At 65.7% G+C, this 15320-nt stretch carries 13 protein-coding genes; 6 read left to right on the forward strand and 7 right to left on the reverse strand.

Annotation, left to right across the window (positions count from 1 at the left end; genetic code table 11):
• Positions 1-2: 2 nt before the first annotated feature.
• Both ACSQ8Y_RS09870 and ACSQ8Y_RS09875 read right to left on the reverse strand, forming a co-directional pair.
• Entirely contained in the window at positions 3-647 is a 645-nt protein-coding gene (locus ACSQ8Y_RS09870) for a CoA transferase subunit B (RefSeq protein WP_436266276.1), read from the reverse strand.
• Complete coding sequence (locus ACSQ8Y_RS09875; RefSeq protein WP_436266277.1) at positions 644-1309, reverse strand: 3-oxoacid CoA-transferase subunit A; 666 nt, start codon at positions 1307-1309, stop codon at positions 644-646. Before ACSQ8Y_RS09875 ends, ACSQ8Y_RS09870 begins: the two co-directional genes overlap by 4 nt.
• A 165-nt stretch (positions 1310-1474) precedes the next feature.
• On the opposite strand from ACSQ8Y_RS09875, the gene ACSQ8Y_RS09880 reads away from it, so the two are divergent.
• Positions 1475-2335, forward strand: a complete 861-nt coding sequence (locus ACSQ8Y_RS09880; RefSeq protein WP_436266278.1) for an IclR family transcriptional regulator domain-containing protein — start codon at positions 1475-1477, stop codon at positions 2333-2335.
• A 9-nt stretch (positions 2336-2344) separates the two neighbouring features.
• Here ACSQ8Y_RS09880 and ACSQ8Y_RS09885 read toward each other — a convergent pair whose 3' ends face one another.
• Complete coding sequence (locus ACSQ8Y_RS09885) at positions 2345-3436, reverse strand: porin (protein WP_436266279.1); 1092 nt, start codon at positions 3434-3436, stop codon at positions 2345-2347.
• 206 nt (positions 3437-3642) lie between these two features.
• Between ACSQ8Y_RS09885 and ACSQ8Y_RS09890 the strand changes: the two genes are divergently transcribed.
• Positions 3643-4818 carry an ABC transporter substrate-binding protein gene (locus ACSQ8Y_RS09890; protein WP_436266280.1) on the forward strand — a complete coding sequence of 392 codons (1176 nt, stop codon included), beginning with the start codon at positions 3643-3645 and terminating at the stop codon, positions 4816-4818.
• A 30-nt stretch (positions 4819-4848) separates the two neighbouring features.
• Here ACSQ8Y_RS09890 and ACSQ8Y_RS09895 read toward each other — a convergent pair whose 3' ends face one another.
• The 3 genes from ACSQ8Y_RS09895 to ACSQ8Y_RS09905 form a co-directional block, all read right to left on the reverse strand.
• Entirely contained in the window at positions 4849-5283 is a 435-nt protein-coding gene (locus ACSQ8Y_RS09895; RefSeq protein ID WP_436266282.1) for a VOC family protein, read from the reverse strand.
• A 119-nt stretch (positions 5284-5402) separates the two neighbouring features.
• On the reverse strand, positions 5403-7133 hold the full coding sequence (locus ACSQ8Y_RS09900; protein WP_436266283.1) for a tannase/feruloyl esterase family alpha/beta hydrolase: 1731 nt from the start codon (positions 7131-7133) through the stop codon (positions 5403-5405).
• Between the two features lie 11 nt (positions 7134-7144).
• Positions 7145-8299, reverse strand: a complete 1155-nt coding sequence (locus ACSQ8Y_RS09905) for an ABC transporter substrate-binding protein (RefSeq protein WP_436266284.1) — start codon at positions 8297-8299, stop codon at positions 7145-7147.
• Between the two features lie 152 nt (positions 8300-8451).
• Between ACSQ8Y_RS09905 and ACSQ8Y_RS09910 the strand changes: the two genes are divergently transcribed.
• Positions 8452-8934, forward strand: a complete 483-nt coding sequence (locus ACSQ8Y_RS09910; RefSeq protein ID WP_436266285.1) for a MarR family winged helix-turn-helix transcriptional regulator — start codon at positions 8452-8454, stop codon at positions 8932-8934.
• A 187-nt stretch (positions 8935-9121) separates the two neighbouring features.
• Here ACSQ8Y_RS09910 and ACSQ8Y_RS09915 read toward each other — a convergent pair whose 3' ends face one another.
• Positions 9122-10966, reverse strand: coding sequence for a sigma 54-interacting transcriptional regulator (locus tag ACSQ8Y_RS09915; RefSeq protein WP_436266286.1), 1845 nt, complete (start codon positions 10964-10966; stop codon positions 9122-9124).
• Between the two features lie 289 nt (positions 10967-11255).
• On the opposite strand from ACSQ8Y_RS09915, the gene ACSQ8Y_RS09920 reads away from it, so the two are divergent.
• The 3 genes from ACSQ8Y_RS09920 (at position 11256) to ACSQ8Y_RS09930 (ending at position 15310) form a co-directional block, all read left to right on the forward strand.
• On the forward strand, positions 11256-12725 hold the full coding sequence (locus tag ACSQ8Y_RS09920; protein ID WP_436266287.1) for a benzaldehyde dehydrogenase: 1470 nt from the start codon (positions 11256-11258) through the stop codon (positions 12723-12725).
• A gap of 30 nt (positions 12726-12755) precedes the next feature.
• Positions 12756-13523, forward strand: a complete 768-nt coding sequence (locus ACSQ8Y_RS09925; protein ID WP_436266288.1) for a coniferyl-alcohol dehydrogenase — start codon at positions 12756-12758, stop codon at positions 13521-13523.
• Between the two features lie 74 nt (positions 13524-13597).
• Positions 13598-15310: a DUF1302 domain-containing protein gene (locus ACSQ8Y_RS09930; RefSeq protein ID WP_436266289.1), complete on the forward strand. Its 1713-nt coding sequence runs from the start codon at positions 13598-13600 to the stop codon at positions 15308-15310.
• Positions 15311-15320 lie beyond the last annotated feature (10 nt).

The raw sequence follows: 15320 nt of genomic DNA on the forward strand, positions 1-15320 counted from the left end.
TTTCATTTCATGGGCAGCAGCGGCGCGCCGGTGGCGGCCTGCAATGCTTCAAAAGTCAGTCCCGGCGCCATTTCGAGCACCGCCAGGCCGGCCGGCGTCACGTCCAGCACCGCCAGGTCGGTATAGATGCGGTTGACACAGGCCACGCCCGTCAACGGATAGCTGCACTGGGCGACGATCTTGCTCTCGCCGCCCTTGGTCTGGTGTTCCATCATCACGAACACCTGCTTGGCGCCGATCGCCAGGTCCATCGCGCCGCCGACCGCCGGTATCGCGTCCGGCGCGCCGGTGTGCCAGTTGGCCAGGTCGCCGTTGGCCGCCACCTGGAAAGCGCCCAGCACGCACACGTCCAGGTGGCCGCCGCGCATCATGGCGAAGGAATCGCCGTGGTGGAAATAGGCGCCGCCGGTCAGCAGCGTGACCGGCTGCTTGCCTGCGTTGATCAAGTCCTCGTCCTCCTCGCCGGGCGCGGGCGCCGGGCCCATGCCCAGCAGGCCGTTCTCGCTGTGCAGGAAGACTTCGCGCTCGGCCGGCAGATGGTCGGCCACCTTGGTCGGCAGGCCGATGCCCAGGTTGACGTAAGCGCCTTCCGGAATGTCCTGCGCCACGCGCGCCGCCATTTGATCGCGGGTGTATTTGTTGCTCATGCCGCCTCCCTTACCACGCGCTGCACAAAAATCCCGGGCGTGACGATCACTTCCGGATCGAGTTCGCCCAGGGCGACCACTTGCTGCACCTGCGCGATGGCGGTCTTGGCCGCCATCGCCATGATGGGGCCGAAATTGCGCGCGCTCTTGCGGTACACCAGGTTGCCCCAGCGGTCGCCGCGCAGCGCCTTGATCAGCGCGAAGTCGGCGTGGATGGGCGCCTCCAGCACGTAGTGCCGGCCATTGATGAGGCGCGTCTCCTTGCCCTCGGCCAGCAGCGTGCCATAGCCGGTCGGCGAGAAGAAGCCGCCGATGCCGGCGCCGGCCGCGCGGATGCGCTCGGCCAGGTTGCCCTGCGGGGTCAATTCCAGCTCGATCTCGCCGGCGCGGTACAGCGCGTCGAAATGGTGGGAATCGGCCTGGCGCGGGAAGGAGCAGATGATCTTGCGCACGCGCTTGGCCTTGAGCAGCGCGGCCAGCCCCGTTTCGCCGTTGCCTGCATTGTTGTTGACGATGGTGAGTTCGCGCGCGCCCTGCGCGATCAGCGCGTCGATCAGCGCCGACGGCATGCCGGCGTTGCCGAAGCCGCCGATCATGACCGTCGCGCCGTCGTGGATGTCAGCCACGGCGCGCTCCAGTGATTCATAAGTTTTATCGATCATATGCCTGCCCCGTGTAGTTCGTATGGTTCGTATGGTTCATGCGGTGCCTGTTGTGCGATAATCGAACTAATGATTGTTTATCGCACACCCAGTGTAACAACGTGATCTCGTCGAGGTCAACAAAAAAACAGCTATCGAACTTGCCGACTACATTAAAATTGCGCCATGCCCAAGACAACCAAGCCCACCAAACCCACTCCCGCCGCCAAAACCGGCGCGGCGGCAACGGAGCAGGACCGCGAGCCCAGCATCTCCGAGCAGATCGACGCGCTGACCGACCCCAGCTTCATGACCTCGCTGGCGCGCGGCCTCGCCGTCATGCGCGCCTTCAGCGATTCGCGCAAGCCGCAGACCATCGCCAATATCAGCCAGAAGACGGGGATACCGCGCGCCGCCGTGCGGCGCTGCCTGCACACGCTGCGCGAACTGGGCTATGTGGATGCCGAGCTGAATAATTTTTCGCTGCGCCCCAAGGTGCTCACGCTGGGCTATTCCTACCTGTCGTCGACGCCGCTGACGGTGTCGGCCCAGCCCTACCTGAACAACATCAGCCGCGCGCTGAACGAATCGAGCTCGCTGGCGGTGCTGGATGAGGACGAAGTCTTGTACGTGGCGCGCTCGGCCACCTCGCGCGTGATGTCGGTGGCGCTGAACACCGGCAGCCGGCTGCCGGCCTATTGCACTTCCCTGGGCCGCGTGATGCTGGCGCACCTGCCGCCGGAGGAGCTGGACCGCTACCTGGCCCGCGCCAAGCTGCGTCCCATGACGGAAAACACGGTGACCAACCAGAAGCGCCTGCGCGAAGTGCTGGCCGGCGTGCGCCAGGCCGGCTACGCCGTCAACGACGAGGAACTGGAACTGGGACTGCGCTCCATCGCCGTGCCGGTACGCGGCGCGTCCGGCACGGTGCTGGCGGCGCTGAACGTGGGCGTGCAAGCGGCCCGTGTCAGCGTCAAGCAACTGGAGAAAGAGTTCCTGCCCGTGCTGCTGCGCGGCGCCCAGGAACTCTCCATACTGCTGCCTTAGCGCGTCTGCTTAGAAGCTGTGGCGCATGCCGGCCATGACGCCGTTCTGCGTCTTGCCCGCACCCACGGTGCCGCCGGCGTCCAGCGCCACGGCGGAGGCGCCGGAGTTCTTCATGCGGCCCAGCGCGCCGTATGCGGCGGTGCGCTTGGACAGGTGGTAGGTCATGCGGGCCACCACCATGTCCACGTCCGAGGCGCTGTTCTTGGTGTCGCGGCGCGCCACCTGGAAGTCGAAGGTGGTCAGCGGCGTGAACGGGTAGCTCACACCCAGGTAGTACAGATCCGATTCGCTCAGGCCCGTCACCGCGTGCGTGGTGCGGTCCACCACGCCGCCGGCGATCTTGGCCGCGCCCACTTTCACATAGCCGTTGACGGTGACGCGCTTGTCGCTGTTGGCGCTGCTGGTCAGGCCGGCGGCCGCGCCTGTGTTCCCGTACAGGATGTCGTACGAGGTGTTCAGGCCGAATTCCGGCGTCTCGTAGCCGAACAGGCCGGTGACCTGGCGGCAGGCCTTGGAATTGCCCGGCGTCTCGCCAGGGCAGTTGGTGGCCGCGGGGCCGCCGGCGGCCGAGGCGTCGCGCCCGGTGCTGTAAGTGGCGCCCACGACGAAGTTGCTGAAGTTGCCCAGGTAGCCGACGGCATTGTCGCTGCGCGCATTCGGCAGATAGCCGTCGATGCTGCCGATGGCGAACAGGTTGGGTCCCATCACGTCCGACTTGAGCATGGCGACATAGCTCATATTGACTTGGCGGCCCAGCGTGACGGTGCCGAAGGCCCCTTTCAGTCCGATCGATGCCTGGCGGCCGAACAGGCGGTTGCCCTGCCCCATGCTGCCGGTGTCCAGCGACAATCCGGTTTCCAGCGTGAACACGGCCTGCAGCCCGCCTCCCAGGTCCTCGGTGCCGCGGAAGCCTATGCGTGAAGGGAAGGAGCCGGTCAGCGACGGCATCTTGGTGATATTGTCGCCCGCGGCGTTGATGTTGGTCGTATACACCAGGCCGGTATCCACCAGGCCGTACACCGTGACATTGCTTTGTGCCATGGCGGCGGATGCGCTCATTCCTGCCACAAGCGCTGCTGCGCATCGGATTGCTTTGTTCATTACTATCTCCAGTTATTGCTACGGTTATTATTTTGTCGTTGTGCGATTATCGAACAAGCGCTTGTTAATCGCACACATATTAGATACTATGGATCAAGCGATGCGCTGTCAACAAACGTCGTGCGGCAGAGTGGAAAACTGCCACACGAACAGCGGCCGCGAACAGTCACTCTTCATAGAGAAACAGAACGATAACGGAGACCAGCATGACCATAAAAAAATTTGTACCGCTCGCAACACTGGCAGCCGCCGCGTGGTGCGCAATGCCGCTGGCGCAAGCCGAAGACACCATCAAGGTCGGCCTGATCGCGGCCTTCTCCGGCCCTTTCGCCGACTACGGCAAGCAGATGGAAGGCGGCGTGAAGGCGTGGATGGCGCAGAACGGCGCCACCGTCGCGGGCAAGCGCGTCGAAATCATCATCAAGGACACCACCGGGCCTTCGCCTGAAATCGCCAAGCGGCTGGCGCAGGAACTGGTGGTGCGCGACAAGGTCGACTTCCTGGCCGGCTTCGGCCTGACGCCGGAAGCACTGGCCGTGGCGCCCATCGCCGAGCAGGCCAAAAAGCCGATGATCATCATGAACGCCGCCACCTCGGTGGTCACAACCAAGTCCAACTACATCGCGCGCTTCTCGATGACGCTGCCGCAGATCTCCGCGCCGATGGCGACGTGGGCGGCCAAAAACAACATCAAGAAAGTGGTCACCCTGGTGGCCGACTACGGTCCGGGCATCGATGCCGAGGCGGCGTTCAAGAATGAGCTGGTGAAAGGCGGCGGCGCGGTGACGGAGGCGATCCGCGTACCGCTGCGCAATCCGGAATTTGCGCCCTACATCCAGCGCATCAAGGACGCCAAACCGGACGCGGTGTTCGTCTTCGTTCCCGCCGGCGAACAGGGCATCGCCTTCATGAAGGGCTACCGCGAGCGCGGGCTGGCCGAAGCCGGCATCAAGGTCATCGCCACCGGCGACCTGACCGACGACCACGTGCTGCCGGCCATGGGAGACGCCACGCTGGGCGTGATCACCACCTTCCACTACTCGGCCGCGCACAAGTCGCCTGAAAACGCGGCCTTCCTGAAAAGCTTCGCCGCCGCCAATCCGGACGGTGGCCGCCCCAACTTCATGGCCGTGGCGGCGTACGACGGCATGGCCGCCATATATGAAGTGGCGCGCAAGCTGAACGGCAAGATAGACGGCGACCAGGCCATGGCCATCCTGAAGAACATCAAATTGAACAGCCCGCGCGGGCCGATCGCCATCGATCCCCAGACCCGCGACATCGTGCAGACGGTCTATGTCCGCAAGGTCGAAAAGGTCGGCAACGAGGTCTACAACATCGAGTTCGACCAGTTCGCGCACCAGAAGGATCCCGGTAAATAAGCTGCGTGTGGATAGTGTGTGGATTGCGCTTCAGCCGAGCTGCTCGGCGAGCGCAACAATGATGCCCTCGGGGCCCCGGATGTAAGCCAGGCTGTACGAATTCTCGTACTGCATTTCGCCGATCAGCTCCGCTCCGTGTTCAAGCATATGCGCCACCACGGCGTCGATGCCGTCGACGGAGAACATGATGCGGCGCAGCCCCAGCGTGTTCACCGGCGCGTCCACGGGCCCAAACCTGACCGCGTCCGGCGTATGGAACTTGTCGAGCTCAATACCTTGCCCATCGGGCGTCCGCATCATCGCGAGGGTAGCGCGGACGTCCTTAAGGCCTATCAGGCTCCCGACCAGAGGCCCTTCCACCGTCGTCTCGCCCTCCAGTTCGAGGCCAAGTTCGATGAAGAACGCTTTGACCGCTTCGAGATCATCGACAACGATGAGGATGTTATCCATGCGTTTGATCGCCATATTTCGCCCCTCCATCATCGCCGATACCTGAATTTAACACACAACGAGGCATCGACGAACACCCCGCGATGCGGGGGCGGTAGCCACCGGAAGACAGACCGGGGCCGCCGCCATCACAACTACTTGCAGCTGAAGCTTGCCGCATCCTCGACGTTGCCGCTGCCGTTGTATTGCGCCACCTGCGGATAGGGGCACAGCGGCCGGGTGCGCGTGGCGGACCAGGATGCAGGGACGTCGGCGTTGGCGCCGCCCGCATTGCCTGCGCCGCGCACGCTGGCGACTACTTTCGCCGGCGCCTGCCCTTTCTCGACCCAGTTGACCAGCGGCGTCAGCATGTCGAACTGGTCGGCCGCCGGGCCGCCGGAACAATGGTTCATGCCGGGTACGCGGAAGAAGCGCGCGAAGCCGGATGCGTCGCCGCCGTTGGCCGCCCGCAGGCTGTCGTACCAGGCCGCCGTGTCGTCGCTGGAGAAGATCGGATCGCTGGTGCCGTGGTACAGCATCATCTTGGCGCCGCGGTTCTTTATCGTGCTGTAGTCGGCCGGATGCGGCGGCAGCATGAAGGACATGGCGCTTTCCGTATAGGTCGCATCGGTCGCGGCCACCTGCGCCAGCAGCGTGTCGATATTCGACGACAGGGCGAACGCCGCGCCGTTGAAGGTCGCCGGATCGACCGGCGGCACCTTCCAGATCATCGCCACCGCGCCAGAATCGAGCTGCAATGGACTGAAGAATTTCCAGAACGCCCAGTTGCCGGTATCCAGGCCAGCGTCGTAAGGGAAGCTCGAATAGAACTTGGTCCCGGCGCCCGTGAGCGCGCCGGAGAACAGCCGTCCGATCGCGCCCTTTTGCGCGGTGCTCAGGCAGCTGCCGTCGCGGCCCGACGCGCCGCAGGTGGGCACGTCGCGCTCAAGGCTGAACGCGGCCTGGCAGGCGCCGGTGTCCTGCACCATGCCGTCGCTGGCGCCGTCGAGCGCATCGCACTTGCCCAGCACCGCCTTCGACACCAGGGTGCGCTCGGCCGCCGTGAAACCTGTCGACAGGTCGCCCGGCGTGGTCGCCAGCGACGCGTAAGCCTGGCCGCCGGCGATGTTGGCGATGGCCGCCAGCGGAAGCCGGAAGCCGGGGTTGCCAACCAGGTAGCCATCGAACTGTTCGCCATAGCGTGCCGCGGCCACCATGGTGTGGCGCCCGCCGTTGGAGCAGCCGCCGAAGTACGAGCGGTCCGGCCCCCTGCCGTAGGCGGTCTGGATCACGCTCTTGGCCATAGGCGCCAGCTTGCCCGAGGCCTGGTAGCCGTAGTCCAGCCGGGCTTGCGGGTCGAGCCCGAACAAGGGCGTGGCCGCGCCGTGGCCGGCGTCGGAACTGATCACGGCGAAGCCCTGGCCCAACGCAGTGTCCAGCTGCCCGCCGCCGCCCACCTCGCCTCTCGCAGTCAGGACGGCACCGTCAAGGCCGCCGTTGGCCTGGTAGAAGAAGCGGCCGTTCCAGTCCACCGGCAGCCGCATCTCGAAACCGATCGCGTAGCTTTGCTTGTCGACCGGGCTGACACGCTGGTGCATGGAACCCTTCACCAGGCAGTGCGCCTGCACCGGCTTGCCGGCCACCGTCAGCACGCCCGCCTCAACCGAAACAGCACTGGCGATAGCCGTGTTGGGATAGGAGATTTTGCTGGCCAGATCCGAGCAGTTGGCGAGCTTGCCGCCGCCGGCCGCGCTCAGTTGCGGCAGCGACACTGCGCCGGGAGCGGCGACAACGCCATCGCGCCCGCCGCAGGCATTCAGGGCCACGGAAGCCAGGCAAAGCGCCGCCAGCGGCGCGCCCTTCAAGACACGTCGTTGTTTGCTCATGTCCTGTCTCCTTAGTTGGGGCTGACGTCGCGCAGCACGCCGATAGGGTCGTTGACCAGCTTGCCGTTAATGCGCTTGACCTCGCGGATGTACATGTTCTGCACGATGTCGCGCGTGGCCGGATCGATGCTGATCGGTCCGCGCGGACTCTCGCGCTTCATCCCGGCCAGCACCTGCATCGCCTTGTCGCCGGTGACAGCGCCGCCGAGTTTGCGCACCGTCTCGTAGATCATGCCCATGGTGTCATAGGCCGCCACCGTCACGAAGGTGGCAGGCGGACGGCCCGGATTGGCCATCGCGTAGGCTTTCAGGAAGGCCTTGTTGGTTTCGTTGTCCAGCGTAGGCGCGTAGTTCAGCACCGTCACCGCGCCCAGCGCGCGGTCGCCCAGCGCCTCCAGCGTCGGCATTTCGCTGGTCATGTCGCCCACGCCGAGGAACTTGATGCCCGCCTTGTCCAGGCCCTTGTCGCTGAAGGCCTTGAGCACGCCGATGCCGTCCTCCACGCCGGGCGCGAAGAAGAACAGCGCATCCGGTTTTTCATCCTTGATGCGCTGGATGAAGGGGGAATAGTCGGGATTGGCCAGCGGCGCGCGCGCCGAACCCACCAGCTTGCCGCCGCCGGCGGTGAACTCCTTGCCGAAGCGCGCCTCGGCATCCAGGCCGGTGCTGTAGTCGCTCACCAGGGTGTAGACCTTGCCGATCTTGTTCTTCGCGGTCCAGGTGCCGAACGGGCCGGTCATCTGGTGCATCGTCATGCTGGTGCGCAGCATGTAGGGCGACTTGGCGGTGATGCCGTTCGTCACCGCGTTCATGACGATCATCGGCATCTTGGCCTGCGTGGCGATGGGTGCAACCGCCAGCGCGCTCGGCGTGAGCGAGAAGCCGACCAGGAAGCTGACGTGGTCGCGCGTGATGAGTTCCTGGGCCGCGCGCTTGGACTGGTCGACGTTGGTGCCGCCGTCGTCGCGGTAGATGATCTCGATCTTCCTGCCCGCCACCGAGTCGCCAAACTGCTGCATATAAGTCTTGATGCCGTCCTCGAAGGGCTTGCCGGTGTTGGCGAACGGCCCGGTGAGCGCGGCGATGACGCCGATGCGGATGGGCTCCTGGGCAAAAGCCTGGCCGGCGGCCAGTAGCAAGGCAAGGGTAAGCGCGCTGCGTTTCATCGTGTCTCCTCGATGGGGTTGGTTTTAGGGTAATTAGTTATGTTTTATAATGATTATAGACTATACGGATATGCGCCGGAATGCAAGCACGGGATGGCCGCGCCGGCGGTTCTTTGCTAGAATCACGCCCACCCCCAACCCGACTGCTTACCATGCCGCCCAAGAAGCAGAGTGAATTCATCAACGCAGTGCAGGAAGCCGCCGAGCAGCCCATCGACCAGGGCGTACTACTGAGCCTGGTCGGCTACAACTGCCGCCGGGCTTACATCAGCATCATGCCGGTGTTCGAAAAACGCATGGCGAAATACCAGTTGCGGCCCGTGGATTTCAGCGTGCTCAGCCTGCTCAAGGCCAATCCCAACATCAATCAGAAACGCCTGTCGGAGGCGGTCAACGTGTCGCCGCCCAACCTGGCCATCTTGCTGGACAAGCTGCAGCAGCGCGGGCTGCTGCTGCGCCAGCGCAGCCCGCTGGACCGGCGTTCGCAGACCCTGGCGCTGACCCCGGCGGGGCTGGCCATGTGCAGCAAGGCGGAAAAGACGGCCGGCGACCTGGAGGCGGACGCCACCGCCGCGCTGACCGACGACGAACGCGCGCAGCTGATCACGCTGCTGCAGAAGATCTTCCTGGCTTAGCAGCCCAAGGGGACCGCGAAATACCCGTCGTTCTCGCGTAAGCGGGAACCCATACGTCGCATGCTTGGAGGCGTAGCATGGATTCCCGCCTGCGCGGGAACGACAAATCGGTGCTTATTCGAGGTGCCCCCAACTTGGCAGCTCAACTTAGCAGCCCGGCCTGGCGGCCCGGCCGCCCCACAGCAGGCTAGCCTGGCTGTAGCTTGGCGCCGGCCTCCTGCAGCTTCTTCATCCGGTAGGACAGCTGCGCCCTGCTCAGCCCCAGCATGCGCGCCGCCGCCGACAAATTGCCGTCGACCCGCTGCACGGCCGCCAGTATCAGCGTGCTTTCCAGATGGTCGAGCGACCAGCCCTGGCCCTGCCCGGCCTCCTGCTCCAGCATGGCCGGCAGCACGTCCAGCAAGGCGCCTGCCGATGCGGAACCCGCGGACGCGCCAGCGGCCGGCAAGGCGCCGCCATGGCTGGTCAGCCCTCCGGTCTGCGCCAGTGAAAAATAGGAAGTCTGCGACTCTTCGCCGCTGGTGAACAGGTGCGGCAAGTCGATCGGGCCGTCCTCGTCGGCGAAGATGACGCCGCGCTCCACCAGGTTTTGCAGCTCGCGGATATTGCCCGGGAAATGGTAGTTGAGCAGCGCGTCGACCGCGCGCGCGGTGAAGCCGGTTACGCGGCGCTGGTGCTTTTGCCCGTAGTGGCGCATGAAATAGCCCATCAGCAGCGGGATGTCGTCGCGCCGGTCGCGCAGCGGCGGCAGGCGGATCGGAAACACGTTCAGGCGGAAGAACAAATCTTCGCGGAAGCGGCCCTGCCGGATCTCTTCGCGCAGGTCGACATTGGTCGCCGCCACCAGCCGCACATCCACCTTCACGCTGCGCACGCCGCCCACCCGTTCGACCTCGCCTTCCTGCAGCGCGCGCAGCAGCTTGCCCTGCGCCACCAGGCTCAGGGTGCCGATCTCGTCGAGGAACAAGGTGCCGCCCGAGGCACGCTCGAAGCGCCCCGGGCGCGACTGGCTGGCGCCGGTGAAAGCGCCGCGCTCCACTCCGAACAGTTCGGACTCGATCAGCGTCTCCGGTATCGCCGCGCAATTGACGGCGACGAAGGGTTGTTCCTTGCGCCGGCCGATCTGGTGCAGCATATAGGCGAACAGCTCCTTGCCGACACCGGATTCACCGGTGAACAGCACCGTTGCGGCGGTCGGTGCCACGCGCTTGAGCATATGGCAGGCCGCGTTGAAGGCCGAGGACACGCCCACCATCTCCTTGTCGCCGTAGGCGCGCCCGTCGTCGCCCGGCAGCACGGCGGCCTGCTGCGGTCCCGGGCCGCCGTAGGCCGTGGTGCTGACGAACGATTCCGCGTTCAGGAAGCGCAGGTCTTCCTCCACATTGTCCCATTCGTCGGCCGGCTTGCCGATCAGGCGGCAATGCTTGTGGCCCATGGCCGTGCACTCGACCTCGCGGTAGATGGTCAGCCGCCCTATCATTGCGCTGGTATAGCCGATGGCGTAGCCGGTCTGCATCCAGCACGCCGCTTCGGTGCCGACGCCGAAATCGGCCGTGTGCACCTCCGCCTCACTGGAATGGTGCCACAGGAATTCACCGTGGTAAGTGCCGCGCTCGAAATCGAATTCAAAATGCAGCGGTTCGACCTTGACCGCCCCTTCCAGCGAATGCATGCGCGGCCCGGCCGCGAACAGCGAGCCCGGTTCGGCGTCGGGCCAGCGCTCGCGCAGCAGTTGCGCGTCGCGCGAGCCGGCCGAATACCCGACCCTGGTCAGCAAGCCGCGCGTGCGGTCGGCCCCTATGCTCTCCAGCAGTTCGCGCCGCAGCGCGCCCAGCGAGGTTGTGTGCAGCAGCTGCATGCGCTGGCCATTGAGCCAGATGCGGCCATCGCCCGGCGAAAAGTGCAAGCTCTTCGTCAGGTCCTCCAGCGTCGGCGCCGCGCCTGCGTTCAGGTGCAGGCTGTCGCCCTGCGCCAACATCTTGCCGGTGGCGCGCGACATCTCCGCCAGTGAAACGCGTTGGGGTTTGCTCATGTCTCCACTTTCTCCGTCTTTTACCAAATCATACATCGGCAGTTCTCCCATTTGATCATTTCATCAATCGTCTGCACGCGAATGATTTTGCTGCGGCGCGCCACGCGGCGCCCGAAACAAGCCCGTCTTCATAGAGCCGCAGCCGCATGCTGCGCCGCGATGGCGCCGCGCCGCCGCGAGCTGGCACGCAACTTGTAATAGCTAATGCAAGAGCGGCAAACGGGAACTGCATGCAACTTGTGTGCAAGCGGCCCGATTTCCCCACCACCCATCAACACAAGGAGACAGCATGACCGACGCAAATGCGCTGTTGCGCCCCGCGATCTGGCGGGACAGCATCTTCAACGGCGAATGGATCGCCGCCCAGGGCGGCACCCACATCTTCCTGGAGCCGGCCACCGGCGAACAACTGGGCCGGGTCGGCCTGGCAAATGCCGCCGACGTGGCGCGCGCCGCCACCGAGGCGCGCGCCGCCCAGCCGGCATGGGCCGCCAGCGACTACAAGGAGCGCGCCGCCATCTTCCGCCGCGCCGCCGCCGTCATCGCCGAGCACCACGACGAACTGTCGACCTGGATCGTGCGTGAAACCGGCGCGATCCGCCCCAAGGCCGACCTGGAACTGCGCGAGGCCAGCGCCCACCTGCAGGAAGCCGCCGCGATGCTGACCCAGCCCAAGGGCCAGCTGCTGGCCTCCGCCAGCGGCCAGATGAGCATTGCGCGGCGCGTGCCGCACGGCGTGGTGGGCGTGATCTCGCCGTTCAACTTCCCGCTGATCCTGTCGATCCGTTCGATCGCGCCGGCGCTGGCCACCGGCAATGCCGTGGTCCACAAGCCGGACCTGCAAACGCCGGTCAGCGGCGGCGTGCTGATCGCCCGCATCTTCGAAGAGGCCGGCCTGCCCAAGGGCGTGCTGCAGGTGCTGCCCGGCGCCGCCGAGGCGGGACAGGCCATGTGCAGCCACCCCGACATCGCCATGATCGCCTTCACCGGCTCCACGGCCGTGGGCCGCAGCATCGGCGAACTGGCCGGCCGCAACCTGAAGAAGATGTCGCTGGAACTGGGCGGCAAGAACTCGCTGATCATCCTGGACGACGCCGATCCCGACGTCGCCGCCGCCAACGTGGCCTGGGGCGCCTATCTGCACCAGGGCCAGATCTGCATGGCCTCCGGCCGCATCCTGCTCCAGCGCGGCATCGCGGAGGCCGTGATCGAGCGCCTGGTGGCCAAGGCCAAGAACCTGCCGGTGGGCGATCCGATGAGCGGCCAGGTCGCACTTGGTCCGCTGATCAACCCGCGCCAGGTGCAGCGCGTGCACGCCATCGTGCAGGACAGCGTGGCGGCCGGCGCCACGCTGCTGGCCGGCGGCACCTACCAGGACCAGTTCTACCAGCCCACGGTGCTGACCGGCGTGCAGCCCGGCATGCGCTGCTTCGAGGAGGAGCTGTTCGGTCCGGTGGCCTCGATCACCGTGTTCGATACGGACCAGGAAGCCATCGCACTGGCGTCGGCGACCACCGGCTGCCTGGCCCTGGGCGTGATCTCGCCCATGCTGTCGCGCGCCATGTTCATCGCCGACCGCGTGCCGGCCGGGCACGTCCACATCAACGACCAGACCGTGCTGGCCGAGGCCCATGCGCCGTTTGGCGGCGGCGGCACCTCGGGCAACGGCGGCCGCCATGGCGGCACTTCCGACTGGGACGAGTTCACCCAGTGGCAGTGGATGACGCTGAAGACCGAAGCGCCGCGCTACCCGTTCTGACCGGTCCGACCACCCAAACAAGGAGAGCACATGAAGTTACGTAACAAGACCATCGTCGTCACCGGCGCAGCATCCGGCATCGGCGCCGAAGTGGCGCGCCTGGCGCGCTTCGAAGGCGCCACCGTGATCGGCATGGACCGCAACGAACCCGGCCTGACGCTGGACGGCTTTGTCGCCGTCGACATGGGCGATACCGCCAGCATCGACGCCGCCATTGCCAGCCTGCCACAGCGGGTCGACGCACTGTGCAACATCGCCGGCGTGCCCGGCACGGCCGATCCTGCGCTGCTGGCGCGGGTCAACTACCTCGGCCTGCGCCACCTCACCGAAGGCGTTCTGGCGCGCATGCCGGCCGGCGCCTCCATCGTCAACGTGGCCTCCATCCTGGGCGCCGAATGGCCGCAGCGCCTGGAGCTGCACAAACAGCTGGCTGCCGTGCAGGGCTTCGCCGAAGGCCAGGCCTGGCTGGAGATGCATCCGGTCCCGGCGGACACCTGCTACCAGTACTTCAAGGAGGCGCTGATCGTGTGGAGCGCCGCCCAGTCGCAGAAGTGGTTCCTGGCCAATTCCGTGCGCATGAACTGCGTGGCGCCCGGCCCGGTCTTCACGCCCATCCTGGGCGACTTCGTTTCCATGCTGGGACAGGAGCGAGTCCAGCGGGACGCCCACCGCATGAAGCGTCCCGCCTATGCCGACGAGGTGGCCGCGGTCATCGCCTTCCTGTGCAGCGACGACGCGCGCTGGATCAGCGGCGTCAACCTGCCTGTGGACGGGGGGCTGGCTTCCACCTTCATCTGACGACCCGGATCCGATGCCTGCCATCCGCCCGGCCGCGCGTTAGCGGCCACACAAATATAACAAGGAGACTGGAAATGCAAACAACACAAGCACGCAAGCGCCTGAGCCCGACCCTGCTGGCGCTGGCCGTGGCCGCCGCCCTGCCGGCCGCCCACGCCCACGAGTTCGAGACCGACAATCCCGAGCTCAAGATCAGCTGGAACAACACCTTCAAATACAGCAGCGCCTATCGCCTCAAGGACGCCGATTCCCGTTTGCTGGCTGGCGGCTATCCTGCGGCGGGCCCGGGCGACTTCACCGGCTACAACCTCGACGACGGCAACCAGAACTTCCGCAACAAGGGCATCGTTTCGAGCCGCGTCGACTGGCTCTCCGAGTTCGATGCCGGCACCCGCAACCTGGGCATGCGCATCAGCGCCGCCGGCTGGTATGACAGCGTATACAACCGCAGCACCGACAACGCCTCCCCCGCCAGCAATGCGGTCACGCTGGCCGGCCAGGCCGGCAACAGCTTCGCCAAGGGCACCCGATTGCTGCACGGCCGCAATGCCGAACTGCTGGACGCCTTCGTCTTCGCCAAGGGCGCGCTGGGCGAGCTGCCGGGCACCGTACGCGTGGGCCGCCACACGCTGCAATACGGCGAAAGCCTGTTCTTCGGCGCCAACGGCATCGCCAACGCGCAGGGACCGGTGGACCTGGTCAAGCTGCTCAGCGTGCCGGGTGCGCAGTTCAAGGAGATCCTGCGTCCGGTCAACCAGGTGTCGGGCCAGCTGCAGGTGCTGCCCAATGTGTCGATAGGCGGCTACTACCAGTTCGAGTGGCGTGCCACGCAGATTCCCGGCGTCGGCAGCTATCTGAGCTCCTACGACGCGGCCGGCGCCGGCAGCACCGCCTTCCTGGTGGCGCCGACCAACAGCGGCGCGCCCGCCTTCCGCACCATCGCCGACATGAAGGCCAAGAATTCCGGCCAGGGCGGCTTGCAGCTCAAGTATGCGCCTAGCGGATCGGACGTCGAATACGGCTTCTACGCGGCACGCTACCACGACAAGACGCCTTATTTCTACCTGGGCTTCGCACCCGGCTTCCCGCCCGGCGCGCCGTCCACCGTGCAGGCAGTGTACGCGGAAGGCGTGCGCACCTTCGGCGCCAGCGCCAGCACCGTGCTACTGGGCGCCAATGTGGCAGCCGAGGTGTCCGTGCGCCGCAACTCGCCCCTGGTGAGCGACCCCACGCCCAACTTCCTGTCGCGCGCCGGCGTCGGCCAGTTCGCAAACAACAGCGGCAATCCAGCCTATGCGGTCGGCAACACGGCCCACGTCAACCTGTCCGCGATCTATGTGATGCCGACCAATCCCTTCTTCCAGGGCGCCTCGCTGCTGGGCGAGCTGGCATGGAACCGCGCCACCAGCGTGTCCTTCCTGGGTTCGCTCGACCCCAACACTACCCGCGACGCCACCTCGGCCCGCATGATCTTCGAGCCCTCCTACTACCAGGTGATCGACGGGCTGGATATTTCCATCCCGGTCGGCGTCGGCTACAACATCGACGGCCGCTCGCGCGCGGTGTTCAACTTCAACGGCGGCAGCTCGCACGGCGGCGACTTCAACATCGGCGTCAACGCCACCTACCACCAGGACTGGAAGTTCGGCGTCAGCTATGTGCGCTTCCTCGGCACCGCCGGCACTTTCCTGAAGAACAACCCGGTCACCAATATGCCCATCCTGAGCTATGCCCAGTCGCTGGCGGACCGCAACTACATCTCCTTCAATATCAAACGCGCATTCTAAGGACGACACC

This window comes from Pseudoduganella sp. LjRoot289 (assembly GCF_964252925.1).
Classification (GTDB): domain Bacteria; phylum Pseudomonadota; class Gammaproteobacteria; order Burkholderiales; family Burkholderiaceae_D; genus Rugamonas.

What these genes read in the sequence shown, in the direction of transcription:
- ACSQ8Y_RS09905 (WP_436266284.1), bottom strand. Translation starts at nt 8,299, where the DNA reads ATGAAACGCAGCGCGCTTACCCTTGCCTTGCTACTGGCCGCCGGCCAG.
- ACSQ8Y_RS09930 (WP_436266289.1), top strand. Translation starts at nt 13,598, where the DNA reads ATGCAAACAACACAAGCACGCAAGCGCCTGAGCCCGACCCTGCTGGCG.
- ACSQ8Y_RS09885 (WP_436266279.1), bottom strand. Translation starts at nt 3,436, where the DNA reads ATGAACAAAGCAATCCGATGCGCAGCAGCGCTTGTGGCAGGAATGAGC.
- ACSQ8Y_RS09900 (WP_436266283.1), bottom strand. Translation starts at nt 7,133, where the DNA reads ATGAGCAAACAACGACGTGTCTTGAAGGGCGCGCCGCTGGCGGCGCTT.
- ACSQ8Y_RS09870 (WP_436266276.1), bottom strand. Translation starts at nt 647, where the DNA reads ATGAGCAACAAATACACCCGCGATCAAATGGCGGCGCGCGTGGCGCAG.
- ACSQ8Y_RS09895 (WP_436266282.1), bottom strand. Translation starts at nt 5,283, where the DNA reads ATGGCGATCAAACGCATGGATAACATCCTCATCGTTGTCGATGATCTC.
- ACSQ8Y_RS09890 (WP_436266280.1), top strand. Translation starts at nt 3,643, where the DNA reads ATGACCATAAAAAAATTTGTACCGCTCGCAACACTGGCAGCCGCCGCG.
- ACSQ8Y_RS09915 (WP_436266286.1), bottom strand. Translation starts at nt 10,966, where the DNA reads ATGAGCAAACCCCAACGCGTTTCACTGGCGGAGATGTCGCGCGCCACC.
- ACSQ8Y_RS09925 (WP_436266288.1), top strand. Translation starts at nt 12,756, where the DNA reads ATGAAGTTACGTAACAAGACCATCGTCGTCACCGGCGCAGCATCCGGC.
- ACSQ8Y_RS09920 (WP_436266287.1), top strand. Translation starts at nt 11,256, where the DNA reads ATGACCGACGCAAATGCGCTGTTGCGCCCCGCGATCTGGCGGGACAGC.
- ACSQ8Y_RS09875 (WP_436266277.1), bottom strand. Translation starts at nt 1,309, where the DNA reads ATGATCGATAAAACTTATGAATCACTGGAGCGCGCCGTGGCTGACATC.
- ACSQ8Y_RS09880 (WP_436266278.1), top strand. Translation starts at nt 1,475, where the DNA reads ATGCCCAAGACAACCAAGCCCACCAAACCCACTCCCGCCGCCAAAACC.
- ACSQ8Y_RS09910 (WP_436266285.1), top strand. Translation starts at nt 8,452, where the DNA reads ATGCCGCCCAAGAAGCAGAGTGAATTCATCAACGCAGTGCAGGAAGCC.